This is a genomic window from Streptomyces sp. SID13666, assembly GCF_010548325.1.
GTDB classification, from domain to species: Bacteria; Actinomycetota; Actinomycetes; order Streptomycetales; family Streptomycetaceae; genus Actinacidiphila; species Actinacidiphila fildesensis.
In genome coordinates this window covers 145341-170579 of record NZ_JAAGLX010000013.1, presented here as the reverse complement: position 1 = coordinate 170579, position 25239 = coordinate 145341, and the positions used below count along the sequence as shown (strand labels likewise).

Below are 25239 nucleotides of genomic sequence, written 5' to 3'. Positions count from 1 at the left end.
TTCGAGCGTCGGACCAGTGGAATGCGCCTGGCTATTGCGGGGATCATGTTCAGCCCTGGCGCGGCCAGTCGACGACGAGGCGGCTGTACGCCTTGTCGATGACGAAACGCGGATCGGCAGCGGTGAGAGTGTCGCGGGCGACGCCGGTGGCCATGCGGAATCGGGGCTCCGGCGCGTTGTTGCCGCCGCCCGCGTTCCAGTCGCGGATCTCGCTCACGACCCGTTCGGCGAGCGCGTCGCCGCGGGAGCCGTGGCCGATGACGCCGATCTCCCAGAACCGACCCTCCTCGTCCTCGGCCGCTCGGATGGTCAGGTAAGCCAGGGAGTCGCCGTCGAGAGCGGCCATCGAGCCCCAGCCGAAGTGCGGGGTGAACCCGGGACGCGAACCGGGCAGGCGCGACAGGCCGTTGGGGAGCACACAGGCCAGGTAGAGGTATAGCCACTCCCACGCCGATCCTTGGCGGAACTTCACGCCCGTGTAGATCTTGGTCTGTGGTTGGTCCAGGACGGTGCGGAGCGCGTCGCGGTCCACGTCCTGCTCGCTGAAGGTTTCCAGGCGGACGTTGCCCTCGCCCGTCATGGGCACGAGGGTGTAGCGGTCGTTGCAGACGCCCTTGCGCAGGGGAATGAAGGTGGCCATCTCGCAGGAGACGGTCTTCCAGGTCTCGCCGTCGCGTTCGAAGGCGAAGCTGCGGCTGATGCTGCCGCGGATGCGCAGGGGCAGGACCAGGCGTCCGCCAGTCGCAAGCTGGTCGAGCAACTTCATGGGGACGTCGCCCGCGCCGACGGTGAACTGGATGCGGTCGTAGGGGGCGTGCTCGGGAAGGCCGGCGGCGCCGTCGGCCAGCACGGCGATGACGTTGGTGGCACCGGCCTGGGCGAGGTTCTTGCTCGCACCGTCGACGAGGTCCTGGTCGACGTCCAGGGTCCACACCTGCCCGGTAGGGCCGACGAGTTTCCCCAGCAGGTTCGCGTTGTAGCCGGTGGCGGCCCCGGCCTCCAGGACCTTATGGCCGGGCTTGACGCCCAGCTGTTCGAGCTGGGTGGCGACGATGGACGGGGCGGAGATGCAGGAGATCATCTCGCCGTGCTCGTCGTGCTTGATCGGCACCGCGTCCTCCTTGTACGCCGACTCCAGGTCGACGCCCGGCAGGAACTCATGGCGGTCGGTGGTACGGAAGGCGTCGATCACGGCGCCCGTGCGCAGGTGACCGCTCTCAACGAGGCGGTCCGCCAGGGATTCACGCAGTTCGGCGGGGTCGGTAGCGGTTGTCACAGTGGTCTCCATTCGAGGGAGGCTAGGGTCGGCGGAATCGGACCGGCGGGTAGACACGTCGTCATTCCCGGTGGAAAAGGCGACGTGGCGGCCCAGCCACGCTGTGGCGGCTTGCTCGGCGGCAGACACCCCGGCGCGGTTGAACGCGAAGATCGCGTGATGGGCGAGGACAGCACGCAGGCCGCGTATCAGTCGTCCATCGGCGACGAGCCGGCGCAGGCGACGGCCGGCGTCCTCGAAGGCAGCGACGCGCTCGGCCCAGCCGGGTTCGGCGTTCGGCCGCCGGGCGGCGTCTGCGTTCATCAGGCGCCGCATGGCCGACACGGAGCGGTCGCGTGCCGGCCCGGCGGGCGGGGTAACGGGGGGACGCAGGGCGGAGAATTGAGACCAGACGTCTCCGGCCTCGAACGGGTCCAGGCCGGCTTGGTGGATCATCGCGGACAGCAGCATCACGCAGCGCTCGCGGGTGCCTTTGCTGTCGGTCTCGGGCAGGGCGCTGCGGCTGTCGGCGCAGAACACGTCGTGTGCCACGTCCATGCCCTCGGGGCCGCCGAAGGCTTCGGTCTCCGGCTCGTAGATGCCGCCGACCCATCCGGTGGCCTGCCGCTCGGCGACGAGGCGGTCCAGCAGGGCGGCGCAGGGACGCTCGGTGCGCAGGCGCAGCCCTGAGTCCTTGCGCAGGAAGTGGAAGCGCTGGTCGTGCAGCGCGGCCGACAGGGTCTGGGCGGCCTCGGGACTCACCGCGCCGCCGGGAAAGACCACGCTGGCGTGCCACCAGATCGTGCCGTGGGTGATCGGCAGGTGTTCGTCGTCAAAGCTCATGCGCGTGGGCGCTCCTTGCCGGTGGAGTCGGTATGTAGTCAGGTGACCAGCAGCGCGCTGGTCCAGTTCGTGGCGTTCTTTGCGTCGAGGGCGAGCTGCGCCCCGCTGCGGCCCTCCATGAACCCGGGCTTGCGTAGCCGGGCTAGGTCGATGGCCAGGCGCTGGTGCAGTTCGGCGATCGCAGGGTTGAAGCGCTCGGGGGTCGGGCTGTCGGCCGCGACGGCGCGAGCGAGGGTTATCAGGCCGGCCCAGCCGTGGCACAGCGTGGCGTCGGTGATCCGGGCGAGCTGGCAGGGATCAGTGAGCGTGCGTATGACGGTGTCTTCGGCCGTCTGGCGTCGAGCCGCGTCGCCCAGGGCGAGCGCGGCGAGCTGCTGGGCGCGGGCGATGCCCGGCCGTCCGTAGCACCAGGACTGGCGTGCCAGCTCCGGCAAGGGTGGATTAGTGGCATCCAGATGGTTCTGGGCGGTCCAGTAGTTGCCGCCGTACCTGTCCAGCCAGCGCGCGAACACCTCGATCGCCTCGTGCTGCCCCGGCACCAAGAAGTCTTGCCGTGCGGCAAGGGAGAGCACCGCGAGAGGGCCGGCGATGCCGTGCGCCATGCCGTTGTTGCCGTACCCGCCGGCCATTTCCTCACCGTCGGGTCCGACCGCAGACCACCACCCCGGCAGCTCCCGGCCCTCGACACGGACAGGCCGTGACAGAGAGACCAAGTAGGCCAACACGTTGGTCAGCAGGGCGGAAGGCGCTCCGCGCGTCAGGAGCAGTGCACCCAGGCCGGCCAGGCCCCGGATGTGGTCCCATTCCGCGAGGTGGGGCAGGGCCCCCGAGGTCTGGCGCCGCTGTGCTGCGGCCAGCCGGGCATCCACCACGCCGTCGACGACGGCGCGGACGTTGGCGCTGGCTTGTCCGGCGCGGGCGAGGACGAACTCCAGCGCGGGAGCGCCGTGGAACAAGCTCGCATTGCCGCCGGCGCTCACTCCGTGCGCGACAGCCTGCGCGAGGTGGCGCCGCGCAGCGGCCGGATCACCGCGCTCGATGTGCAGCAGCGCCATCCCGAGAGCACCTTCGGACAGGTCCTGCTTACGCGGCGGGAGCGTCGTAGTCGTCATGAGCGTGCCGCCAGGGCAAGGACGAGGCTGTGGGCCCTGCCGCCGATCCAGTCTTCGGCGTCGGGCGGAGGAGCCTCGTGCAGGGTGGCGATGCCGATGGGGCTGGCGTCCAGGTGGGCGCGCAGCAGATCGAGGTGCATGTCCTGGCGGAGATCGAGGGGGAGCTGTTGATCGTCCTCGGCCAGCAGCACGCGGTCGGGCACCCGGAACCGGCCTCGCCAGGCGTGCAGTTGCTCGGCCCACTCCTCCGAGGTCGCGTTCCGGCGAGGCAGATCCCTGGCCCGAACTTTCCACCGCGCACTCGCGAGGATGGTGCGCCGGTAGGTGAGCGCCGGGGTAAAGGGAAGCGCCCAGGCTGCGCCCCAGTCGAACCAGGTCACCTGCGGTGCGGTGGCCCGGCTGATCTCGCCCAGGAAACGGGCCATCGGCGGCGTGTAGTTGTTCCACAGGAAGTTGATCGCGGTCGGCGCGAGGAGTTCCAGGCGCGTGCCGGTGGCGATTTCGACCAGTCGGGGTTGGCCGTCGCGGACGCTGACAGCGAGGTCTGAAGGGAACAGCACGCCGTCGCCGGGGTGGCGGAACTCGCCGACGCTGACGATCCGGGGCAGCACGCGCGGAGCACGGGTGAGCAGGTCGGCCGGGATGCGCCCGGCGTGGAAGGAGAGCTGGGCCAACTCGGCACCGGGCTCGACCGTGGCCAGATCCCGGCACGCGGCGCCGGTATTGGGGAGGAGATGCCAGAACCGACCCGTCATCGAACCGGCCGAACGGGAGACGGTGATCACCCGGAGCCGGAATCTGCCCTGCTCCAGGGCCTGGGGCGAGCAGGCATGGAGTTGGGCGGCCAGTTCGAGGTGCGGCGCGACGAGCCGGGGCGTTTCCGCAGCCTCCTCCAGCTCCTCGACCATCGCGCCGGTCAGGGCCACCGAGCGTGCACCTTCGACGGCCGCAGTCCCGGCCAGCTCCAGCAAGACCCGATCGCGCCGGGACATCGGACGGGCAGGCTCGACCACCTTCACAAAGCCACCGGGGAAACCCACGCCTCGCTCGGGGTCGGTCGCCACCTCCACCGGCACCGCAGTGTTCTCGCCGTAGCGTTCGATGAATGTCTCAACCCATCTGCGCCAGGACGGTGTGCCGTTCGGGTGCATGGCGAGCCGGGCCAGGACGGTCGCGGCCGTCTCCGCCTCGGTCAGCACCGCCAGCGGCAGCTGCACCGCCGCGTCCAGCCGCAAATCGGTAGCCAGTACACCGCCGCGTGCCTGCGCGAGCAGCGCCGGCGGTAAGGCGTCGGTGGGGTCGACGACGGTCGCGGGGGCGCGCAGCGACGACCGCAACAGCCGTACCCGCAGCAGCTCTCCGAGGAGCTGGGTGCGGGCGTGTTCGGACGTTTCCGGGAACTCAGCGGCGAGCTTGTCCGACAGCAGGGAGTAGCGGATGGGGGCGCGTGCTGCGTCGAGTACGAACCTGAGCACAGGACTGCGTGCCTGAAGGCGGAACTCGGCATTGCCCTCGGACGGCACGTAAATGTGCTCGTCGCGCTGCTGGGCGAGGGTATTGACACGCACGTCGACGTCGGCCATCCGCGTGCCATCCGCCTCCCATGCCGTAACCGCCTCATCGAGCGCCACCGGGTCGAGGCGGGTAACGGCCGTGTGCCGATCACCGAAGCGGACCGTTGCCGTGTCCCCGAACTCGATCGGCCCGACGCCGGCAAAGAGGCCGTAGGGAGTGGAGCGGCGCGCGTACCGGATCGCGTAGCGGGCCAGTGCCAGTGCAGCCCGGCGTACGCGGCGCAGCTTCGGGGACCGGCCGTCGAGGATCGCCTGCACCTGTCTGGCCAGGTCCGGGCTGGCGGCAGTCACCGTCTGCCGGAAGGTCTCGTCGGCCCACACAGGTCGCAGCCACGTTCGCCAGTCTTCGAGCGAGGCGGCTCGCCCCGGCCAGGGCGGCATGGCTGGCTCAGAGAGGTGCACCGCAGCGCGGAGCATCCCTCGCCCGATGCCCTGGTAGAGGCTGTGTCGTACACGCGTCATCACCACACTCCGTTCTTGAAAGGCGCGGGTGCGGGCCGGGCGAGTCACCCGTCCGGCCCGCACTGCCGGGCTGCCCCGGCTTACGAGGTGGTGCAGGCGCTGGGGCAGGAGCTGCCGCAGGTGTCGCCCGTGCTGCACATCAGGACCGTCTCGGTTGCTGGCGTGCCTTCGATGAAGGAGATGTCGAGCCCGAACGGGTCGAGGTCGTCGAGGGCCGGCTGTTGCGCGGGAACCAGCGCCTTCTCGATGTCAATGGTGGTCATGCGTGCCTCCTGGGGTAGTAGCTGGTGGTACGGGATACCGGAGCCGGTTGGGTTCCGGGGCTTGATGTCAGGTGACCCTGGCGGCTTGGTTGCCTGGAAGTCGGAGCCGCTCGGCAGACCAGGCCGGGCGCACCGGCCCCGCCCGGGGATCCATCAGCGGGGGAGCCGGGGTTCTCCTGCGGGCGGGGCCGGCGATCTGGGGTGCTACGCCTGTCCGGATGGCGTGGGAAATTCGTTGCGGAGGATGAAGACAGCGAGCCGCCCGGGGGAGTAGCTGTCCGGTTGCTGTTTCCAAACGGGCTCGGGTGCGAAGCCGCGCGGGAGGCTACAGCGGGCTTCGCCCAATGCGCGCCAGCAGACCCGGTTGCCGGTGAAGCCGTTGCGGGCGTGAAACCACCGCCGGTTGTCGAGGAGGTATCCCTGCCCCGCGAGCAGGGGTAGACGAAGCTGCTCGCGGGTGACGGCGGAGCGCAGGTGGGGCAGATACGGTTGTACGAGGGGACTGAACCGTGCCAGTCCGTCGAACCGCAGACGTACAGACACGGTGGCATCGTCGTGCACGGTGAACACCTCGGCCGCGTGTCCGTCGCCCGCACCGAAGTACGCGGTCCGCGGCTGAGACAGGGCCCGCACGGCGTCGTGCTGGCGATGGAGCAGTTCGCCGTGTACCCGTCGGCCGTCGGCGAGAAGGCTCTCCCCTCCCGCCTCGGCGGGTCGCGCGCAGACCAGGAGCATCAGGCGGGGCGGTAGCGGGATCCCGGAGCGTTCGGTGTGCGGAGCCAGTTCACCCGATCCGAATCCGGCGAACCCGGGCCGCGAGGCTGACCGCCCGGCGTTGCGGATGGTGGTCAGGCCGTCGGATTCGCTGTCACGGTGAGGGACCATCGTCATGATCCCCGAAGCGAAAGCCAACACCGCGGTGCGTGAGGACAGGCCGGCCACCGTAACGAGTCCGTCCTCTGCGAGCTGCTGAACGATCTCGTCCTGCGCGGTGGGAGACGAGACGTCGACGAAATGGCGCGCGAACGGCTGCATCGGGGTTCGGCGCATCGTGGGACTCCTTCGGGACGAGGCGGTGTATCCACTGTTCGGCGACGAAGGCGGCCCGGTAAAGCGACAGATTGTCGACCACGCCAAACCATCGGGCTGGGCGACCAGTTGGCGGGCGCGTGCTACGTTCCGGATACCTGAGCTGCCCCCTGTACTTCGAGGAGCGGGATGCCGTACTCGCCTCCGCTCTGGCCGGTCTCGGTCAAGGGCGTCGCCATCGATACACACGGGCGTGTGTTGCTGCTCAAGAACGAGCGGCGGGAGTGGGAGCTGCCGGGCGGGCGACTGGAGATCGGAAACGCAGCGACGGGCCAAATCCCGGACCCGAGCTGCGAAGCGGCATTGGTACGGGAGATCCAGGAAGAGACCGGCTGGGAGGTCAAAGCCGACCGCCTGCTGGACACCTGGGTGTACGAGCCCATTCCAGCCCGGCGTGTGTTGATCGTGACGTACGGCTGCGTCGTCCTGACGCCCGAAAGAGAACCGATCATGAGCCCCGAACATAAACAGGTGGGCCTGTTCGCGGTATCCGAGGTGCCCGGCCTGACGATGCCCGACGGATACAAGCAGTCCATCGCGACCTGGTACGCACAGTTCGCCCCCGTGTCGGGCGATCACATGGAGCCGTAGGCCGTGGCCGGCGAGGACGGGAAACGAACTGGCCTGCTCAGACCGGCCCCTGAACACTCCCTGTGGAGATGGGCCACGCCGCAAGCCGAAGCGGCCCTCGCCAGCCGCAACCTTGGCGCCATCCTGCGCTTCTACCGATCCGTGCACGGACTCAACCAGACGCAGCTCGGCGAGTTGCTCGGATACGACAAGACGTACATCTCGCTCTTCGAGCTGGGCAAGCGGCGCCTGGACGATGTGGAATCGCGACGCCGCATCGCCGAATGCCTGCAGCTCCCACCGCATGTCCTGGGTGTCACCGACCCGGCCGCCACCGACCATCGGGCGATGCTGCAGTTCGGCGAATCCACCGTCCGGCTCGCCGAGATCGCCCGCCAGTCCGGCCATGCCTCCGCAGCAGTCGCCGAACTGTGGCCCCTGGTGGCCAGGCTGGACGCTCGCGTCGAGGACGGAAACTCCGAGCGGGAGGTCTTGCATCTGCTCGCGCGAGCACGCGTCGGCCTCGGTGTGGCACTTGGGAACGTCCTGCCCGAGGAGCGGCTGCACACCGCAGCGCGCTGGACCGCCAAAGGCTTGCACATTGCCCGGTACTTCGACGAGGCCGCATTCGCGTCCTACGCCTTGCGTATGCACGGCAATGAGCTGCGCAAGGCCAGCCTGACCGGAGCGGCCGTCGAACGGCTCCGCCACGCCGCGGCCCTGGCACCCGACAGGGCTGCCCGCGCGGCCGTGCTGCCGCTGCTCGCCCGCGCCGCAGGCGAGTTGGGTGACACTGCCTTGTTCGACTCCGTGATGCGCGAGACCGATACGCTCCTGCAGCAAGCCGAGCACACCTCGTTGTTCAACCCAGCCGCGCTGTACGAGATCCGTCTGCGCGGCCTCCTCGCTACCGGCCGAGCCGATATCGCCATACGCCTGGTAGAGGCCAGCCCATTGCCGGCCACGACCGCGGCCCCGCAGTGGCGGGTGATCGAGGCGGTGACAGTGGGCCATGTGCGGCTGCTGGCCGGCGACCACAGCGGAGCAGCCCAATCGCTGGGCACCGCCACCCAAGAGGCGGCCCGCCAACGTCTGCCGCATCAGCTCCAGCGCGTCATCCGAACAGCAGGGCCTCGGCTGCCGGACATACGGGGCGAAGCAGAGCAGGCTTTGGACCGCATCCGAGCCGAGATGGCCGCGTGAGACGTGCCCGCCGCGCGCCCCTCGGGGCGGGCGAGCAAATATGACGGCGAGGGGATTCATCGGGTGCTCTCCCGCTGGAAGGCGCGCTGGGCGGCGTCGAGCAGGTCCAGACTGCGGGCGGCGGTGTGGGCCCCGTCAGCAGCGGGTTCCAGGTACTGGCGACAGCACCGAGCTGCGTCGTCACCCGTGGAGTACACCGCGGCGAAGAACTCCTCGATGAGGAGCGCCTGTCCGTGGAGTTCCAGCATCGACAGGGGCGCGGAAGGTCCGAGAACCGCAGCCTCGTAGGGCACGATCAAGATCTCTGCATCGCCTCGTTGGGCGACGTTCAGCAGGTGGGCGAGCTGTTGCGCCATCGTGGCTGGCCCGCCGTATGCCAGCGTGAGGACGCGCTGATCGAGGTAGACGGTGATGTGCTTGCCGTGGCCGACAGGCAAGGCGCGCTGGGTTGCTGCGATGCGGGAGGCGCGGAGCGGGCGCTGCGGGAGGGCCCTTTGATACGCCAGCGCGTAACCAGAGGTCTGGAAGATGCCCGGCACCGCATGGGTGCATATACGGAGGCTGCCGGCGGCCTGTTCGCATGCGCGGAGCCGGGCCACCCACCCAGGCCCCGCATCTTGGCATCCGTCCCAACTGCACGCGTCAGCAGTCTCCAGCAGCCGCCGTGTACCGTCCCGTTCCGGCGGTGGACAGACGGTCCGGTACAGATCCAGCAGGTCCTTCAGTTCGTCGTCGCGGAGCGGGGGCAGACCGGTCTCGATGCGGTTCAGTCGGTTTCCGGTCATCCCGATTCTGCTGGCGGCCTGCGCCAGGCCGAGGTTCTTGGCCTGGCGCAGGCTTTCCAGGTAGGCACCGATCACGAGGCCCCCGGCTGCCGGGGGCCTGTCGAAGCGCTTCGCGAGGAGGCTGGACACTGGGCGTGCTCCTACTTGGTCCAGGTGTGGAGCGGAGGAACGCCGGCTCTTATGTGTCTGACCCATGGTGGTTCGTACTCCTCGGTGGCTCGCGGTCGATGCGCTGCGGGTCCCTGCGGTGTTCGGTACGGCAGGAGTGGAGCCGCGCCCCCGGGCAGGTCAGGGGACACTGCCAGGGAGGCGCGGCAGTTCACGGGCCTTACGAGAAGGGGCGGGGTAGGCCGACCAGAAGCCAGAGCGCTGGTGCGGGCAGCAGAAGCGTGATCGTCACTGCGGTTCGGTTCCGTTTGAGGGCGGCGGCGCGGCGCTCGATGAACCGGCGGATCGGAGTGTTCCGGTGACGGGACATGTCATTGCCCGCCCGGTAAATCGGCTGTGGCGACCGCATGAGTGGTAGGGAGGCAGCCCAGGAGCCGTGTCGTCTCTTGTGCCAGGGCGTGCACATAGCGCTCCGGTGTGATCGAGGCGCCGGCCTGGTCCATCTCCTGCAGGCGGTCGGCGGCCTGGATCACCACCACCTCCAGCGCCAGAGGGGTGCCGCCCCATTGGCCCAAGGTGGCGGCCAGTTTCGTGCTATGACCGCGCAGAAGCAGGATCAGCAGGCGAACCTCTTCGGCGTCCAGGGGAGTGGCGCGGGGGACGAGTACACACTCCAGCTCCACATTTCCGTCCAGCAGGAGCAGGTCCGGTGGCCGTGCTGCGCTGGCCAGGTCCTTCACATGCACGATGCCGGTGCTTCCGGAGCCGGGCGCTTCGGCATCGGACGCGCCGGCGGACTGGCCGGAGCTTGCGTCGGCGGCCTGCCACTTGTACATCCCCGCCAGCAGTCGCTTGAGCTCTTCGACGTCCAGGTGTTGTTCCGCCTCTGGAACCCGGGCTCCGCTTCGTGGCGAGGGAAGCTCCAGGGTGCCGCGGGGCCTGGTCGTCGATCAGGGGCGTGGTCACTGGTCGCCGCCCTCAACCGCGATGGTGCACAGCATGTGCAGACCATCCGTGCTGATCCCCCAGCGATCGGCCAGAGCCTCCACGAGCAACATGCCTCGCCCGGATTCACAATCGTCATCCGGCTCCAAAACCACCGCACGGCAAGGGCTACCGTCGCTGACGTCCATCCGGATCTCGTGCACGTCCTCGAAATACCAAAGCGCGAAGACGATTTCACCGCCCTCGCCGTGCTCAATCGTGTTGGTGACAATCTCGGAGATCAACAGCTCCACCCTGCTCTGCAGGAACCGCAAGTCCCAGAGCCTCAGATGCGCGGCCCCCAACCGCCGCACATGACCAACCCAACGTTCCTCGCGTGGGAATGAGACCAGCGCCCCCCACGGAGTCGCCTCGCCCATGGCGATGTCTCCCCGGCAGATAGATGAGGCCGCGCTCCAGGCGCCGGTGCCCAGGACCGAGACGCCCGGCCGTGTCGTTGCCTCGATCATCAGTTCCACCTTCCACATCGCCCGGTCCGCACGAAGCGGCTCTTCGGTGGCGATCAGCATGCAGCCCCTGCGGGGCGCATCGCCATGTCGCCGCGGGTGTCATCTGGGTGCCATTCGAGTGGCAAAGGTGGCACGCGGGTAGCGTCGAAGTGGCTTGTGTGGAATCGGTCTTGCCACGCTTCCGCTCGGCGGTATCCCCTTCATGCGAGGGAAGTCGCGCAAGCAGGTCGATGGTGCTCGACGATCGAACAGCTGGAGGCCGATGTGGGTGACGCACCGAGGACCCTGTTGAAGGTCTTGGTGGATCAAAAGCAGTGGCGATACACAGATTTCGCCACCAGGTTCCGCAGCACGGCGGATCGGATCTTGACCAAGGGATCCGCCAGGAATCCGACGATCAGCGAGTCACAATTCCGGCGCTGGACAGCTGGCAAAATCGCAGGACTACCAGGCCCGGACACTTGCCGTGTCCTGGAAGCCCTGTTCGGAGTCGACGCCTCCGCCCTGTTTGCGCTACCCCCCTCCACAGAAGGACTTGCACCCGCGTTCCACCTGGAAGACGAGATCGACATGACCGCACGTGACGTACAGAACGAGGCCGGAGCCGCGGCAGCAGCCTCCATCTCCGATACCACCCTCGACCAACTACGCGAGGACGTGGCCAAGCTCGCCGGCCAGTACAACAGCCACTCGGCATTCGAGGTCTTCCGGAAGGCGCGGGAGCTGCGCGAAGCGGCCGAATACCTGCGCGACCGGACTCAGGTACCCGCTCAGCAACAGGAGTTGCTGCTTGTGGCTGGCCAGGCATGCGCCCTCCTGTCCGCCGCCGCCTTTGACCTGGGGTTCCTCGACGGCGCTACGCGGCTTGCGCGTTCGGCCGCTTTATACGGGGAAACCGCCCGGTTCGATCCACTGCGCGCGTTCGCCGGCGGCGCCCTCGCCTATATCGCCTACTTCTCCGGTCAACCCGCTCAAGCGGCCCGGCTCGCCCGCCGGGCCCAGAGTTTCCATGGACTTGGCGCAGTCGCCCACCGCCGTCTCTCCGCCATCGAAGCCCGCGCGTACGGCCACCTCCGCGATGCCGCCGCCACGCAGCGGGCTCTGGACGCCTCGGTTGAAGATGGCCACGGCGCCACCGACCTCCTGCACGACGACATCGGCGGCGAATTCGGCTTCAGCCTGGAACGCCTGGCGATGTCCAATGGCTCCACCTGCCTGCTGCTCGGCGACGGCGCACAGGCTGAGACAGCGGCCCAAAGGGCTCTGGAACTGGCAGCCAGCAAGCCCACACGACACCGCTCGGCTCCAATCGTCGGGGGAGCCTCAGCCGACCTGGCATCGGCGCGTCTCCTGCGCGGCGACCTCGACGGTGCGGCAGCAGCCCTTGAGGCAGTCTGGGCAGTTCCGAGGGACCAACGCGTGACCGGTCTACTCGTCCGCACCGCGCGAGTCCGGCTTGGACTGACAGGAGACCGGTTCCGTACGGCTCCACTGGCGGCCGAATTGGGCGAGCGGATGGAGGATTTCGCGCGGCAGTCGACACAGCTTCAACTCGGCGTTGGTGCACTCCCGATCGCTGCGTTGGAAGGGTGATCTGTCTCAGCGAAGCTTCGTCAGAATTGTTCCTTCTTTGTCCGGGTCGATCCCGTGTTCCGCCCATCTCGGATGGTTGACGGGACGTCCTGCGGCCTGGATCCAGCTCCAGGTCTCCGCGACCGTCTCGCTGACCGGCCGACAGCGCAGACCGCTCGCAACGGCACGAGAGGAATCCACTGCCCACACCCCGGCGTGGGTACGCCACAGCGGCAGTTCAGTCCACTGCTTCACTTCGTACTGAACAAGAAGTTCCGGCTGCGCCCAAACCAGCGTCCCGTGGCTCTCGGTAACCGCCATGCAAGCTTGCAGGAAGCCTTCGAAGGTGATGCCCTCGGGGTGAGTGACGTTGTAGGCGCCGCCGCTTGACGCTGCCGCCTGATCCAATGCGAACCGTGCCACATCACGGACATCCACGGGCTGCATGTGGCGCTCTGGCGGTGCTGGGGCGAGAACGCGACCACCACACCGGGCACGGTTCAACCACCAGGGCAATCGGCCGACATACTCCCCCGGCCCGAGAATCACTCCGGGCCGCAGCAGCACCGCCTGGTCCCCGAAGGTCTCCACCACGGCGCGCTCGCCGCCGGCCTTCTGAAATCCGTACTTGGTGGGCGAGCCGTCCGCACCGGTGTACCCGAAAGTTTCATCCGCGTCAGCCGGGCAGTCCAGGAGCGCGGAGTCTTCCCTGAGCGGACGATGTGGCCACCCGGCGTAAACCGACACTGTGGACAGATGGACCCAGCGCGCGGCTCGCCCAGCGAGAGCGCGGGTCGCGACGAGCACATCCTGTGGAGGGAGATCTGAACTGGAAGTGTCGATCACGGCATCCCAGTCGCCTTGCCTGGCAAGCCTGGAGAGATCCTCGGGAAACGCCCTGTCACCGCGCACTGCCGTGACCCCCGGCACATCCACGCCGGAGCGCCCCCGATTGAACGTCGTCACCGCCCAGCCGCGGGCGAGAGCCTGCTCCACCACGCACTTCCCCAGGAACCACGTGCCACCCAACACCAGAAGCCTCATGGCATCAGATCCTCTCGCGAGTCGGCCGCGACCGTGTCCAGACCAGTCCACTGTGAGGCCGGAGCCGCCGACAGTTCACCGGCCCGGACCGCTGCGAAGCCCCAGCCTCCTGAGACCCCTGCCGAGCAGTAACGATTCTGGGTCCCGGTCCGCTTCGTTAGATGTGAGGCACTCGGGGCTGCCCCGCCCGGCTGCCGAACGGCTCCCGACTCCGACGCCCCTCCCCCCGGTGGCGTCGGCCGTCGGCGTGATCCCCGGTCACGCCGAACCAGGCGCACCGTGCAGTACGCGACGTAAACCCCCCCTCGCGCTGCACGGTGCGCCTCATGCCGTCCCGTGCCCGGACCCCGCGTTCGCGGCCCACCTTGACGGTCGAGCAGGATAAATAGTTCGCTTGCCGCCCGGCTTGCGGACGAACTGCTCAGCGCCCCGGTAGAACAGCGCCAACACGGGTTGCGCCACGACTTCGCGCTACTGAACTTGATTGGGTGATGTCGGCGCCGTTCGCCTGACGGCGGCCGGTCCGCTCCGGTAGCCCTGGAGCGTGAGGTACGCACAGGGCGGCGGGTTGACCGACGCCGGGAGGGCCGCGCGGGAGCGGGTGCGGCTGCAGGCCGTGAAGCGCTTCGAAGACGGGCAGAAGAACAGGGAGATCGCTGCCGCGTTGCGGGTCGGTGAGCGATCGGTGGAGCGGTGGCGCCGCCAGTGGCGCGAGCGTGGTGAAGCGGGGGTCCTGTCGAAGGGGTCGCCCGGGCGGCCGAGGCTCAGCGACGCGCAGATCGCCCGGCTGGAACGGGAGCTGGAGCGCGGACCGCTGGCCCACGGCTGGGTCGACCAGCGGTGGACACTGGCACGGATCAAGACGCTGATCGGCCGGCTGTTTCACGTGAGCTACACCGTGGAGGGCACGTGGCTGCTGCTGAAGCGGCACGGCTGGTCCTGGCAGCAGCCCGCCCGGCGTGCGATCGAACGCGACGACGCGGCGGTCGAGGTCTGGAAGAAGGAGACCTGGCCGCGGGTAAGAGCACCGCGGCGGCGTGTGACGGCTGGATCGTCTTCGAGGACGAAGCCGGACAGTCGATGACACCGCCGCGCGCGAGGAGCTGGGGGCGTAAGGGCGCAACCCCGGTGGTCCGGGTCCGCGGCCGGGGCTCGGGCCGGGTGTCCATGGCCGGGCTGACCTGCTACAAGCCGGGGAAGCGGTCCCGAATGTTCTACTCGGTCCGCGAGTACCGGGGCCGCAAGGGCGAGCCGAAGGGGATTGGGTGGCGTGATCTTCGCGACCTGCTGGTCAGGGCGCACATCCAGCTCGGCGGCCCGATCGTGCTGGTATGGGACAACCTGCGCATGCACCTGGTCGAACCGATGCGCGAGTTCATTGCCGACCACGCGGACTGGCTCACCGTCTTCCAGCTTCCCAGTTACTCACCGGACTTGAACCCGCAGGAGGGCGTCTGGTCACTGGTCAAGCGCGACAGCGGCAACCTCGCCGTAGCCGACCTCGGCCAGATCACCCGGGCCGTCAAGCGCAAGCTCAAGATGCTGCAGTACCGACCAGAGGTCATCAACGGCTGCCTCGCCGGCTCCGGCCTGGCCCTGGACAGCTGACCGACGGTGCGAACCACATTTAGCGGCGCGGCTTCCGACCTTCTGAAGCTGCGGCCGGGACGTCGAGGCGTGCTTTGCCCATTAGTCGGGCGTTTAGCGTCGTCTGAAAACCCCTTGCTCCCCGGTCCGCCTCCTTGGTGGGATACAGGGGCTTCGACGGCGGGAGGGGACGGCTTGGCGGTGTTCGGGTGTGCGGGCTGCGGTGCGGTCCTGACGGCGGCGGTGTCGGAGGTGGCGTTGCCGATTCACCTGGCCGACGCCCACTGGGAGAGGCTGCACCCGCCACTGCTGGAGTCCGGGTCCTACGCCGTCGACCCCGCACCGTACGGGCCGCCATGGCGGCAGTGGGACGAGGTCGGGGCGTGCGAGGCAAGGGAGCGGGGGCGCTTCGCGCCGTTCGGCGCGCTGTCCAATGGACCGTCGGAAACCATCCTCCTCGCGCCCGGCGACATGCGTGGCACTGGGCTGATCCTCGAGCGGGCCGGGGGCTACTGCATGGGGATCGACGGGCGGGACGGGCCGAACCTTGCGTGCCTGGGCTGCGATCTGCCGGTCGGAACGAGGATGGACGACTGCGGGTGCTGGCAGGTCGTCCGGCTCATCCCGCAGGCGGTGGTGCGGCTGCCCGGGCCGCCGGAGCGGCCCGTCATGGAGTGGTCGGAGCTGCTGGCCACCGGCGCGCTGTGGCACCGGCTGAGCGAGTTCCGGGACATCCCAGCGGGCGTGGCTCTCGCCCAGGTGGTGGTGGCCGCCCGGGGCGAGCCGGTCGAGGTGGCGCCCGGGCCGGTCGCTGAGCTCCTCGGCCGTGCACTTGACGCGCTGCTGCCCGCCGGGGACGGCGCGCAGCGACTGGACCTGGCGGGACCGGAGTTCGGCGAGCCGGCCGCCGACCTGGTGCTGGTGCCGGTCCATCCACAGACCGGAGACATATGGCAGCCGCGCACCGGGAGGGTGCCGGTACCCATGGACGCCGCGCTCTGGGCCGAACTTGCCTTCCCACCCCACCGGACCCGGCTGCCGGTGGTCGGAGGACTGCCGGCGGGTGTGGAGCGGGACGATCCGCTGCCGCCACACCGGTGGTACCCGTTCCGGCCGTCCACGGAAGGGTTCCGGTACACGCTCGCGCGGATGCCTGCCGTCGAGGAACCGTGGCTGCGGGCGATCTACGACCGAGGATGCTGACGCGTCAGCGGTAGTGCGGACCCAGAGGTTGGATTCGACGTATACAACGTAGCCAGGGGCTGAGTCGCAGCTGGAACCAGGACGCCCCCTGATCACACGTGGCTGACCGACAACACACATTCAACTTCAGTAGCCGATCTGCCGGTGATCTTGCGCGAGTTGAGCGTCAGACCGGTTCCCGGTTCGGGCTGTGGGCCGGGCCGGTGCCGAAGGTGGTGGAAAGGTCGCAGTCGCTGCGACTGGTCTCAGTCGGCACGGATGTGCAGCGGCGTGGCGGCGCAATTCAGGACCGGTTGACGCAGGCGCAGGAATTCGCTCACGGCAGACGAGAAAGATCACCGAAAGAGTGGATACCGCCGCCGGGATCATGTCAATGTAAAGCGTCCCGAAAATACCAGGTCAGACGATGCAACTGCTCCGGATTGGTCGGGGCTGTGCCTGATTCGCAGCTCTATGCCGCATGAGGCTGTCTCGTCAGCGTGGTCCGTCGCCTAGGAGGGTCGTCTACCGGATGCCGTTATTCGCTCCGCCCGTTTCATTCCCCCCGCGGCGTTTCTTACGCCTGTGCAGCCGATTCCTTCAGTGAGGCCGTACTGCACTGCGGCTGGCATCGCGCCGGGTGGTCCTCGCGGGCTTGCGGGGTACCTCGAAGCTGTATTTCGGCACGTGATCCATGCCCCGGAGTTGACCGCCTGAGTGACGACAGTCTGCTGGTCATCGTTACGTACGACGGGACTTCGGCCGTGAGTTGTACCAGTTTGTTTGTGATCGAGGCCAGCCCGGGAAGCGATCGGATGCGCTGACGCGGCGCCGCAACATAGCCGACGATCGCCGGTTAGCCAAACCGGCGTTCCTGCAGACCGATGCTTGGCGATCATGAACATGGTGACCGCGTCATCGTTCAGCTCACCCATGTCGGCGTCCAGGATCACCTTGCGCCCGTCGGCAGGGTGCCGCTCGTCCGCTTGCCCGCCCGCCCGCGCGGTGATCACCGGCCCCGGCGTGGGTGACAGGGTCTGGCCCGAGGCCGAGACGGTGGGCACGAGCAGGGCGAGGACGAGCAGTGGACCGAGTGTTCTCTTGCGCATGGAGCCTCCTCGATACGCGGCGCGCACCGACGGCGCGACCGGCCGCGTGATTATGGGAAGCAACCCCGGCAACGGCAAGGCGCACCGCACGTCCCCCTGTCGTTCGCGGCCGGAGCGGGAGCCGGTTCGGGAGCCGGTGCGGGAGCCGGTGCGGGAGCCGGAGCCGGAGCGGGAGCCGGAGGCGCGGCAGGGTGGCCGTCAAGGGAAAGTGCCTGGGAACAGCGGCGGTCACCGGTGCTGCCGTGCGGAGAGGATCCGCGGTGAGGTGCGCGCCGCTCCGCACGACGACGTGTCACGTCTCGTGCTCACGATCGGGTCGACCTCCGGTGGTCGGCCCACCGTCGTCCCTGGACCTGATCGGCCGACATCAGTGGTTCAATCCGGGCCCACATCGCATCAGCGATCACTGACCGGACAGACGCATCCGATCAACTGACCCCAGTCAATCGCGGCGATGCATGACGCTGCCGGCCCGCATGAAACGAAAACAGACGGCACCTTCAGGCGAGACACCCCCCCGATCGACGGGGTTCTATCGTCCGAACTGCGGGGTACTCAAGGCAGTTGCGCCCTGCCAGGATGAAGAACGCGGGATCCACTCAGGAATTTTCGTGAGCGGATTTCAGAAAGCCGCAGTTCGCCGCTGCGGGAAGATGTGGAACGTGATTGCCAACGGGGGCACATCGCGGCTGGTGCGGGTTCCAGCGACAGATTCACGTGGCGTAACAAAGTAATTCAGGGCGTCAACGTGCCCACATGAGGAAAAAGGAATTTATATATGAGTCTCGCAAGTCTGCGATCCATGGGCTTTCCGCAGCTGGACGTCGCCGAGGCCGCCGAGGTGGCAGGCGAAGGCAAGAAATTGAGCAAGGCCCAGTGCGCCTACATCTACACGCTCAGCTTTACCTCGGCGGTAGTCTCCTGCGGCGGCACCCCGACTGATTACCTGAAGTTGTACAACAGCAGCTGCAAGTAACCCCAGCAATGCATTCCCGTCCTCGGTCTGCGGACTGTTCAAGGCGCAGGCCGAGGACGGTGCCTCGTCAGAAAGACATGCAGTGAACTTCCGGCGGTACCACACGCAGCAGAGCGGTGATAGCGACTGCGGACCGGCTTGCGCCCGGACCGTCCTGCGGCGCCATGGCCTGCTGATCGAAACCATCGTTCTCCGCGATTCGGTCGGGCTCGGCCACCGGGGCTCCACCTTGGCCCGCCTCCGGCGCGTTCTCACCGACTACGGTGTCGAATGCGAACTTCTGCTGCTGGACATCGACCAGCTCGAACAGGCCGTCGGCGTGGCAGGTCCGACGATCGTCCGGGTGCACGTGGACAGCCAGCCGCACTTCATCGTCGTTCACGCCGTGCGGGGCGGCCGGTTCACCGTGAGCGATCCCTTGTTCTCCAGGCCGACCGTCATCGACGCGTCCGACCTGGCGGAGGTGTTCTCAGGACACGCCCTCGTTACCGGCCCGGCCACCGCCGGACTGTCGATGCGCGGGCGGATCGGCGAACTGCGCTCGCAGCGCGTGCTGTGGCCGTTGGTCAAAGCCCACTGGCCGACCCTCATCACCATCCTGGCCCTGACCGCCGTGGTCGCCCTGGTCGCAGTGCTGACCGGCATCTTCCTGCAGGTCGCGGCCGACCGGGTGTTGCGTGAGCACTCCACCCGTTCGGTCGATGTGATGGCGGTTGCCTTCGCCGGCGCGATCCTGGCCGCCGCGGGTGTGAACTACCTGCGCGGAAGGATGAGCGTCGCATTGGGGCAGTCGCTGCAACGCCGGCTCTCCGAGGACTACGTCCGCAAGCTGCTGCGCCTGCCGCTCTTCTTCCACAACGGCCGGCGCGTCGGCGACCTGGTGAGCCGGATCAACGACGTCCAGGAGATCCAGACGCTGGTAGCGTCCACGACCGTAGGGTCCGCCATCGATGTGGGTGTCATCGTGAGCGTCGGCGCGTTTCTGACCGGTAGCAATCCGATGGCGCTCGCTGTGGTCTGCGTGTCCGCTGCCGTGAACGTCGTCACCTCCTGTCTGCTGTTCCCTTCGGTCAGGACGGCGGCGGAGGAGGCACTGCAGCGCGACGCGACGCTCAAGGCGGAGTTCTTCAACGTCCTGCGCGGTTACGAGCAGGTCGTCTCCTTCGCAGCGCGGGACTTCGCGGCGACCAGGGTTCTCCAGCGTCTTGACCGCAGGATCGCAGCGGAGAGCCGTCTGGGGCGGCTCGGCAACACCAATACGGTGCTGAAGAGTGCCAACCTTGGGCTCACCACCATCCTTGTCGTCTGGATCTGCCTCCACCAAGGCGCCGCCGGAACTCTCAGCGTCGGCCAGATCTTCTCCTCCGTCGCCCTGGCCGGATACTTTTTGGCATCCGTGGACTCCATCGCCGCCCTGCAGATCACCTTCCAGCACCTGTCCGCCGCGGTCGGCCGCTACCGCGACGTGATGAACCAAGCCGAGGACCCCAGGTTGAGCGAGCCGCCGCACGGAGGCCGGCCTGTCTGCCCGAGCACGGACATCGAGGTGAGCGGACTGGCAGTCACCTATCCCGAAGCCGAGCACCCCGCAGTGAAGGAAGTCAGCCTGACGATCGGTCAAGGCACGAGCCTGCTCCTGGCCGGCCCCAACGGCCGTGGGAAGAGCACCGCGCTGAAGGCCGTCTCCGGCTTCTTCGCCAACCACGGCGGGAGCATACGGATCGGCGGAACCGCGCTGAGCGAGCTGAGCGACGCGACGGTGAGGGACCGCGTCCTGTACGTGGGCGAGTCAGCACTCCTACTCGCCGCCGACATCCGCGAGAACCTCACGTTCGGGCAGGCCAAGGACGAGGACGAGATCAGGCGGGCGTGCCGGCTGGCGTGCTTCGACACTATCCTCGCGGAACTTCCCGGCGGCCTGGACTGGTTGGTGCGTGAGGACGGCAGTGGGTTGTCACGCGGTCAGATCCAGCGCCTGGCCCTGGCCCGCGCCATCCTGCGCGATCCCGACGTCTACCTCTTCGACGAGGCGTTCAGCGGGATAGACCGCGACACGGTCGGCCGGATCTGGGCGAACCTCGCCGCCCTTCCCGCGTCCAAGGTGGTCGTCTCCCACACCGGTGCGGCCGACCTCGCCTTCGACCGCATCCTGGAGCTCAGCCCCTCACCGGCACCCGATCCGATCCCGGCGGAGAGGACCTGACGTGATCATCGACGAACTGCTGGCCCGCGCCCACCGGGACCCTGGCGCCCCCACCACGTGGACGGAGGACCTGAGACTGATCGGGGCCCTGTCACCACAGCTCGCTGGGCTGACGGTCCCGGCAGACATGTCCAGCCCAGGGGCTCAGCCGCCGGCACTGTCCCGACCACGCATCACCGCCGTTGTCCTCACCTGCGACGAGCAGGAACGGGTCGGCGACTGCATCCGGGCTCTGGCACGGGACGTCGATGAGGTCCTCGTCATCGACTCGGGCTCCACGGATGGGACCCTGGAGATCGTCACGAAGCAACCCGTGCCCACCCGCGTGGTCCACGCCACGTGGCGCGACGACTTCGCCCACCAGCGGAACCTGGCATTCGACCATGTCAGGGAGGGCTGGATCCTGATGGTCGACGCCGACGAGGTCTTGTCCGCCGCCAGCGCGGGGACCATCCGACGCGGCCTGGCACTGCTGGACCACCTCCTCCCCGGCATCGATCTCGCCGTATGCCCGCGGATCCTGGACACCGACGACGTCGGAGGCCTCTATACCGACCTCCCACGCGTACTGCGAGCACAGACCGCCCTGCGCTACCGCGGCCGCATCCACGAGCGCGCGTACGACCGGCAAGGCAACGCTCCCCAATCGGTCCACCTCACCAGTCTTTTCCACCACTTCGGCTACCGGCCGGCGGTGGTCGAGGCCAAAAGCAAACTCGATCGGCACGCCCGGCTCCTGGACCTGTGCCGTGGGCAGGAACCGGAGAACCCGAAGTGGATCTTCTACCAGATCCGGGCCGAGATGAACGCCCCCACTGACCCTGCCCGCTCCCGGGAGTTGTTCGAACGGCTGGAGGCATCGCTCACCCTCTGTCCGCAAGGCTCACCCGACTACATCGCCGACCGTCGCCAGGACACCTGGGCACTCCTCTGCGAACTCGCGCTCCGCTTCGGAGGTGCCGACGAAATCGCGACCTACGCTCCCCTCTTGGACAGGGCACAACGAGAGGCGGAAGCGGCCTACTTCCGCACCGTCGTCGCCATGAGCAGAGCCTTGGCCATGCTCTCCAGGCTTGCCGACGACGTGGAGGAGGCCACCCGGCACAACCCCCGCTCCACCGTCCGGCAGATCGGCCGACTCCACGAACTCCACGGACTCCTCGCCCTCGCGTCGGGACGCTACGACCGTATCCGCACGGCCCTGCAGGCCGCCCTCGACCACGGCGCGGGCTCAACTCTCGCCGCTGACATGGCCGCGCTTCAACGAGTACTGGCCGACTGGGAGAGTCCGCAAGCCCCCGGCGCCCCATCGCTCTCCCGGCCGACAAGTAGCCGGCCCGGCACCAATTGAGGGCCCTCAGACGCGGACGGGCACCGCCCTCACCCCACTACGACATCAACACCGACCCAGAACCTGAGACCAAGAAACTGCAAAGGGAGTAGCCATGTCGATCGGCCCCGGTCTTGCGGGAATGCCCATGGACGAATGGAAGATTCGGAACCCGAAGGGGCGCGAATTCATCTTTGACAGCGAGGAGGAGGCCCGCGAGGCCCTGCCCGGATACGGCGAAGGCAGCACCATCTGGAAGCGGCGGGTCTACCGGGGGATCGCCAACACCACGAGGTCGCCGCAGGGCTGGATCCAGGTCACTGAGGCCAGCGAAGAGGGCAACGCCGCACAGTGACACCCGGCTTCGCTTGCCACCTCGCACCACTTGGAGCTCGTAACAGATCCCGCGGGTGTGGGGTGGCGGGCGGCGTCCGGTAGGACGATTCGTCCGTCGGCGGTGTGCGAGTGCGCGGTGGATGGTCGATGACGACCTGTGGTCCCCGATCACTACGGGCCATCCGGTCCGGTCGTCAGTCCCATGGCCCTATGCACAAATTCGCGGACATCTCGAATCCCGGGAGTCGCTGACCGTGTGCGAATGGGCTTCGCTGGCAAGGTCTGCGGTTCGGGGGACAGGGTCATCGAGCCGTCGCTGGGGAAGCGCGATGGGCCGGTGGCGCCTTTGGAGCTCGTAACAGGATCTTGCTCAAGTTCCCTGGCCCGGCGTAACCAGTTGACCGGTCGGTGGATTTCGCCGTTCTTGATGGTGTGAGTGCTCTCGCCGTCCAGGTCAATCTGGAGTCGCGCAGCGGCGCGTTGTTACTGGGGACCCGGTAAGTTCGCCACGCGGGCCGAGCGCCTCGCGTTCAGCCGCGCTCTGCCGCCCTCGGGTCGCCGGGAAGGCGGCGCGGAGCAGGTAACCACCTGCTGGGGTGGGGCCCGTGTGGAGAGTGCCGCCGGCCTGGGCGGCTCGTTCGTGCAGTCCGGTGAGGCCATGTCCGCCGGTGGGCAGATCCGGCGACGGTGTGCCGGGGTCGGGAGGTGTGTTGCGGATCTCGATGTGCAGGTAGTCGTCGTTGTCGTGCAGGCGCACCGTGACGGCGGCTCCCGGCGCGTGTTTGCGGACGTTGGTGAGAGCTTCTTGGACCGTCCGATAGGCGGCGCGCTGGACGGTGTCGTTCCAGGCCGTCGAGGGCTCGGTGAGGGCGATGTCGAGGTGCGCCTCGACGGTGAGGCCGCTGTCGGCGATGAGGCGCGGCAGGTCGGCGAGACGGGGTTGCGGGGCGCGGGTGTCGATGGTGCCGCCGGAGGCGCGCAGGACCCCGACCATCTGCCGCAGCTCGTCCAGCGTGCGGGCGGCGAGCCGTCCTGGCCTGCACCGCTGCGATCAACCTGCTCAAGGCTCTGATCATCTCGGCACCCGACGAGCTCCGCGTCGAACTCCGAGGCATGAAGAGCAGGGACCAGATTGCGCACTGAGCGAAGCTGCGGGACCGGCCGACCCAGGACATCGAGCACCGCATGACCGTTCGCGCCCTGCGAAGCGCCGCTCAGCGGATCGAAGCCCTGCGCTCTGAGGCGAAGGAGCTCGAAGCGGAGCTTCTCACGCTCGTTCGTACGGTCGCCCCCGAACTGCTGGCGTTGCAGGGCGTCGGACCGATCAGCGCTGCCCAGATCCTGATCAGCTGGTCACACACCGGCCGCTTCCGCTCCGAGGCAGCGTTTGCGGCCTTCGCGGGCGTCGCGCCAATCCCCGCCTCATCAGGGTTGACCAACCGGCACAGGATCAACCGCAGCGGAGACCGGCAGCTCAACCGGGCACTCCACACGATCACGCTGATCCGCATCCGCCTCGATCCGACCACCCGTGCCTACGTCGCCCGGCGGATCAGCGAGGGAAAGACCGCGAGAGACGCACAACGCTGCCTCAAGCGTGCGATCTGTCGGCAGCTCTTCAAGCTCCTCGAACGAGGAGAACAGCCCGCACAGCAGATCACCACTGAAGACCTCCCTCAAGCAGCTTGACTTGATATAGCAGCCTCGGGGGCTCGCTGACCGGACCGAATCCGGTCGATCGCGGCAAGAAGGGCAGCAAAATCCATGTGCTGTCCGAGGCCCAGGGCCTGCCGTTGGCCGTCGCGGTGTCCGGCGCGAGCGTGCACGACAGCCAGGCGTTCAAGCCGTTGATTCTGGGCATACCCGCCATCCGCTCCCGGCGCGGACCGCGTCGGAGGAAGCCGGTGAAGGTCCGTGGAAGGCGTACTACTCCGCAGAGCACCTCCGCTGGCTCCGCAGCCGGAACCTCATCGCACGGATCGCCCGCCCCGGTATCGAGTCCGGCGAGCGGCTCGGCCGGCACCGCTGGAAGATCGAGCGGTCGATCTCCTGGCTCTTCGGCTACCGCCGCCTCACCGTCCGATACGAATCACGGGCAGGGTGGTCGCTGAGGTCATCTACGCACGTCAGAGGTGGCACAAGGGTCGTCCGCGGTCACTGTTGGTCGGGCCGGTTGCTGTACTTCGCTGCTGTACTTACCCCATCGTGGCAGAGCTGCTGGGTGCGGTCAGCGAGCGCATGCGGTCGGGGAAGGGCGTAAGCCCTCCGCCGCTGGGCGACGGCTGGAGGCTGGGCTTATCCCGCTCCCCTTGGGCAACCACCGCTATTTTCGGTGAACTCTGCCTGCTGGCCCTCCGAAGCGTGGTATCCAGCTGGGCCTGTCTGTCCCGATGGTTCTCGCTGTGGCCGGGAATCCGACGCCGGGCCGAGCCCGAGGGGCCCGGCCCGGCGCTGCAGACGTGGGTTTACGACTCCCGTTGTCCCACCTTGCCCATGATGATCGTCATCAGGCCCGCCCAGATAGCGGTGAACACCAGGTCCCACCAGAGGGAGTCGATCAGGAATCTGTCGACCACCACCAGGACGGCCAACCACAGCAGGAAGACAAGAATCTTGGTCAGCATCGCGTTCGGCTCCGGTCTACTTGATGAAGGAGGACAGGCATGCCGCAGCACCGGCCGTCACCGTGTTGTTGACTATCTCCCGAGCGGCCTTCTTGTTGACCCGACCCACGATCAATGCCGCCGCACTGCCGACGCCCGCCTTCAGCAGGCAGTTCTTCGTCAGCGCAGACATCGGCTTACCTTCCAGGGCCTTGCAGTACTTCGCCCTCTCCGCCCCGGACTTCGACTTGTCGAAGTAGCAGTGCGAGACGTTGTACTCCTGATTGACGTCGACCGCGTGAGCCGCGGGTGCGATACCCAGCGCCATCGACGCCAGCAACGCCACAGAAAGGATCTTCATCTTCACGTTGTTCGTTTCCTGACTCTCCAGCGGGGCGTACGTCGGATGACATGAGGGGACCGCACCCACTGGGCTGTCATGATCATTTCCGGGTTGCCCCATGGATCCCATCCGCCGAAGCGCTGGAACCGAACCATCCGGTCGGATGGTTTCACGTGCCCGACGGCACCTTGAATGCGCAGGTCAGAGACGTGGCTTATGCTGGGAGGCGGGAACTC

The 25239-nt window shown here is 67.9% G+C and carries 23 protein-coding genes and 1 pseudogene; 12 read left to right on the top strand and 12 right to left on the bottom strand.

Annotation, left to right across the window (positions count from 1 at the left end; genetic code table 11):
- Positions 1-49 precede the first annotated feature (49 nt).
- The 5 genes from fxlM to G3I60_RS19305 form a co-directional block, all read right to left on the bottom strand.
- Positions 50-2098, bottom strand: coding sequence for a methyltransferase, FxLD system (gene fxlM / locus G3I60_RS19325; RefSeq protein WP_164294178.1), 2049 nt, complete (start codon positions 2096-2098; stop codon positions 50-52).
- Positions 2099-2136: 38 nt separating this feature from the next.
- Positions 2137-3210: a lanthionine synthetase LanC family protein gene (locus tag G3I60_RS19320; RefSeq protein WP_164294177.1), complete on the bottom strand. Its 1074-nt coding sequence runs from the start codon at positions 3208-3210 to the stop codon at positions 2137-2139.
- Positions 3207-5246 (bottom strand): lantibiotic dehydratase family protein, encoded by a 2040-nt coding sequence (locus G3I60_RS19315; protein WP_239069990.1) that lies wholly within the window; start codon positions 5244-5246, stop codon positions 3207-3209. Before G3I60_RS19315 ends, G3I60_RS19320 begins: the two co-directional genes overlap by 4 nt.
- A gap of 80 nt (positions 5247-5326) precedes the next feature.
- On the bottom strand, positions 5327-5509 hold the full coding sequence (locus tag G3I60_RS19310) for an FxLD family lanthipeptide (RefSeq protein ID WP_164294176.1): 183 nt from the start codon (positions 5507-5509) through the stop codon (positions 5327-5329).
- 204 nt (positions 5510-5713) lie between these two features.
- Positions 5714-6559: a TauD/TfdA family dioxygenase gene (locus G3I60_RS19305; protein WP_164294175.1), complete on the bottom strand. Its 846-nt coding sequence runs from the start codon at positions 6557-6559 to the stop codon at positions 5714-5716.
- Positions 6560-6727: 168 nt separating this feature from the next.
- Between G3I60_RS19305 and G3I60_RS19300 the strand changes: the two genes are divergently transcribed.
- Both G3I60_RS19300 and G3I60_RS44620 read left to right on the top strand, forming a co-directional pair.
- Positions 6728-7189, top strand: coding sequence for an NUDIX domain-containing protein (locus G3I60_RS19300; RefSeq protein WP_164294174.1), 462 nt, complete (start codon positions 6728-6730; stop codon positions 7187-7189).
- Positions 7190-7192: 3 nt separating this feature from the next.
- Entirely contained in the window at positions 7193-8371 is a 1179-nt protein-coding gene (locus tag G3I60_RS44620) for a helix-turn-helix domain-containing protein (protein WP_203673297.1), read from the top strand.
- A 56-nt stretch (positions 8372-8427) separates the two neighbouring features.
- Here G3I60_RS44620 and G3I60_RS19290 read toward each other — a convergent pair whose 3' ends face one another.
- The 3 genes from G3I60_RS19290 to G3I60_RS19280 all read right to left on the bottom strand — a co-directional run bounded on the left by G3I60_RS19290 (position 8428) and on the right by G3I60_RS19280 (position 10778).
- Entirely contained in the window at positions 8428-9285 is an 858-nt protein-coding gene (locus G3I60_RS19290; protein ID WP_164294173.1) for a Scr1 family TA system antitoxin-like transcriptional regulator, read from the bottom strand.
- A 350-nt stretch (positions 9286-9635) separates the two neighbouring features.
- Complete coding sequence (locus G3I60_RS19285; RefSeq protein WP_164294172.1) at positions 9636-10100, bottom strand: hypothetical protein; 465 nt, start codon at positions 10098-10100, stop codon at positions 9636-9638.
- Positions 10101-10226: 126 nt separating this feature from the next.
- Entirely contained in the window at positions 10227-10778 is a 552-nt protein-coding gene (locus G3I60_RS19280; protein WP_164294171.1) for an ATP-binding protein, read from the bottom strand.
- 204 nt (positions 10779-10982) lie between these two features.
- Here G3I60_RS19280 and G3I60_RS19275 point away from each other — a divergent pair, with 204 nt between their 5' ends.
- Positions 10983-12311, top strand: coding sequence for a DNA-binding protein (locus G3I60_RS19275; RefSeq protein ID WP_164607541.1), 1329 nt, complete (start codon positions 10983-10985; stop codon positions 12309-12311).
- A gap of 6 nt (positions 12312-12317) precedes the next feature.
- Here the strand turns inward: G3I60_RS19275 and G3I60_RS19270 are convergent, their stop codons facing one another.
- On the bottom strand, positions 12318-13334 hold the full coding sequence (locus tag G3I60_RS19270; RefSeq protein WP_164607539.1) for an NAD-dependent epimerase/dehydratase family protein: 1017 nt from the start codon (positions 13332-13334) through the stop codon (positions 12318-12320).
- 544 nt (positions 13335-13878) lie between these two features.
- On the opposite strand from G3I60_RS19270, the gene G3I60_RS19265 reads away from it, so the two are divergent.
- The 7 genes from G3I60_RS19265 to G3I60_RS19230 all read left to right on the top strand — a co-directional run bounded on the left by G3I60_RS19265 (position 13879) and on the right by G3I60_RS19230 (position 22076).
- A complete protein-coding gene (locus tag G3I60_RS19265) occupies positions 13879-14418 on the top strand; it encodes a winged helix-turn-helix domain-containing protein (protein ID WP_164294168.1) in 540 nt (179 codons plus the stop codon).
- Positions 14415-14942: a transposase gene (locus G3I60_RS19260; protein ID WP_239069986.1), complete on the top strand. Its 528-nt coding sequence runs from the start codon at positions 14415-14417 to the stop codon at positions 14940-14942. Before G3I60_RS19265 ends, G3I60_RS19260 begins: the two co-directional genes overlap by 4 nt.
- Positions 14943-15173: 231 nt before the next feature.
- A complete protein-coding gene (locus tag G3I60_RS19255) occupies positions 15174-16124 on the top strand; it encodes a hypothetical protein (RefSeq protein WP_343241039.1) in 951 nt (316 codons plus the stop codon).
- A gap of 1866 nt (positions 16125-17990) precedes the next feature.
- Positions 17991-18188 carry a hypothetical protein gene (locus G3I60_RS19245; RefSeq protein ID WP_164607537.1) on the top strand — a complete coding sequence of 66 codons (198 nt, stop codon included), beginning with the start codon at positions 17991-17993 and terminating at the stop codon, positions 18186-18188.
- 82 nt (positions 18189-18270) lie between these two features.
- Positions 18271-20391 (top strand): ABC transporter transmembrane domain-containing protein, encoded by a 2121-nt coding sequence (locus tag G3I60_RS19240; protein WP_164294165.1) that lies wholly within the window; start codon positions 18271-18273, stop codon positions 20389-20391.
- A gap of 1 nt (position 20392) precedes the next feature.
- Entirely contained in the window at positions 20393-21742 is a 1350-nt protein-coding gene (locus tag G3I60_RS19235) for a glycosyltransferase family 2 protein (protein ID WP_164294164.1), read from the top strand.
- A 94-nt stretch (positions 21743-21836) separates the two neighbouring features.
- Complete coding sequence (locus G3I60_RS19230) at positions 21837-22076, top strand: hypothetical protein (RefSeq protein ID WP_164294163.1); 240 nt, start codon at positions 21837-21839, stop codon at positions 22074-22076.
- 435 nt (positions 22077-22511) lie between these two features.
- On the opposite strand, the gene G3I60_RS19225 is transcribed toward G3I60_RS19230, so the two are convergent.
- On the bottom strand, positions 22512-23051 hold the full coding sequence (locus G3I60_RS19225) for a sensor histidine kinase (protein ID WP_164294162.1): 540 nt from the start codon (positions 23049-23051) through the stop codon (positions 22512-22514).
- A 191-nt stretch (positions 23052-23242) separates the two neighbouring features.
- Between G3I60_RS19225 and G3I60_RS19220 the strand changes: the two genes are divergently transcribed.
- Positions 23243-23746 (top strand): transposase, encoded by a 504-nt coding sequence (locus G3I60_RS19220; protein ID WP_239069984.1) that lies wholly within the window; start codon positions 23243-23245, stop codon positions 23744-23746.
- An 11-nt stretch (positions 23747-23757) separates the two neighbouring features.
- Positions 23758-24146: pseudogene (locus G3I60_RS19215) on the top strand (transposase); the annotation flags it as partial.
- Between the two features lie 376 nt (positions 24147-24522).
- Here the strand turns inward: G3I60_RS19215 and G3I60_RS19210 are convergent.
- Both G3I60_RS19210 and G3I60_RS19205 read right to left on the bottom strand, forming a co-directional pair.
- A complete protein-coding gene (locus tag G3I60_RS19210) occupies positions 24523-24681 on the bottom strand; it encodes a hypothetical protein (protein ID WP_164294160.1) in 159 nt (52 codons plus the stop codon).
- A gap of 16 nt (positions 24682-24697) precedes the next feature.
- A complete protein-coding gene (locus G3I60_RS19205; protein WP_164294159.1) occupies positions 24698-25027 on the bottom strand; it encodes a hypothetical protein in 330 nt (109 codons plus the stop codon).
- Positions 25028-25239 lie beyond the last annotated feature (212 nt).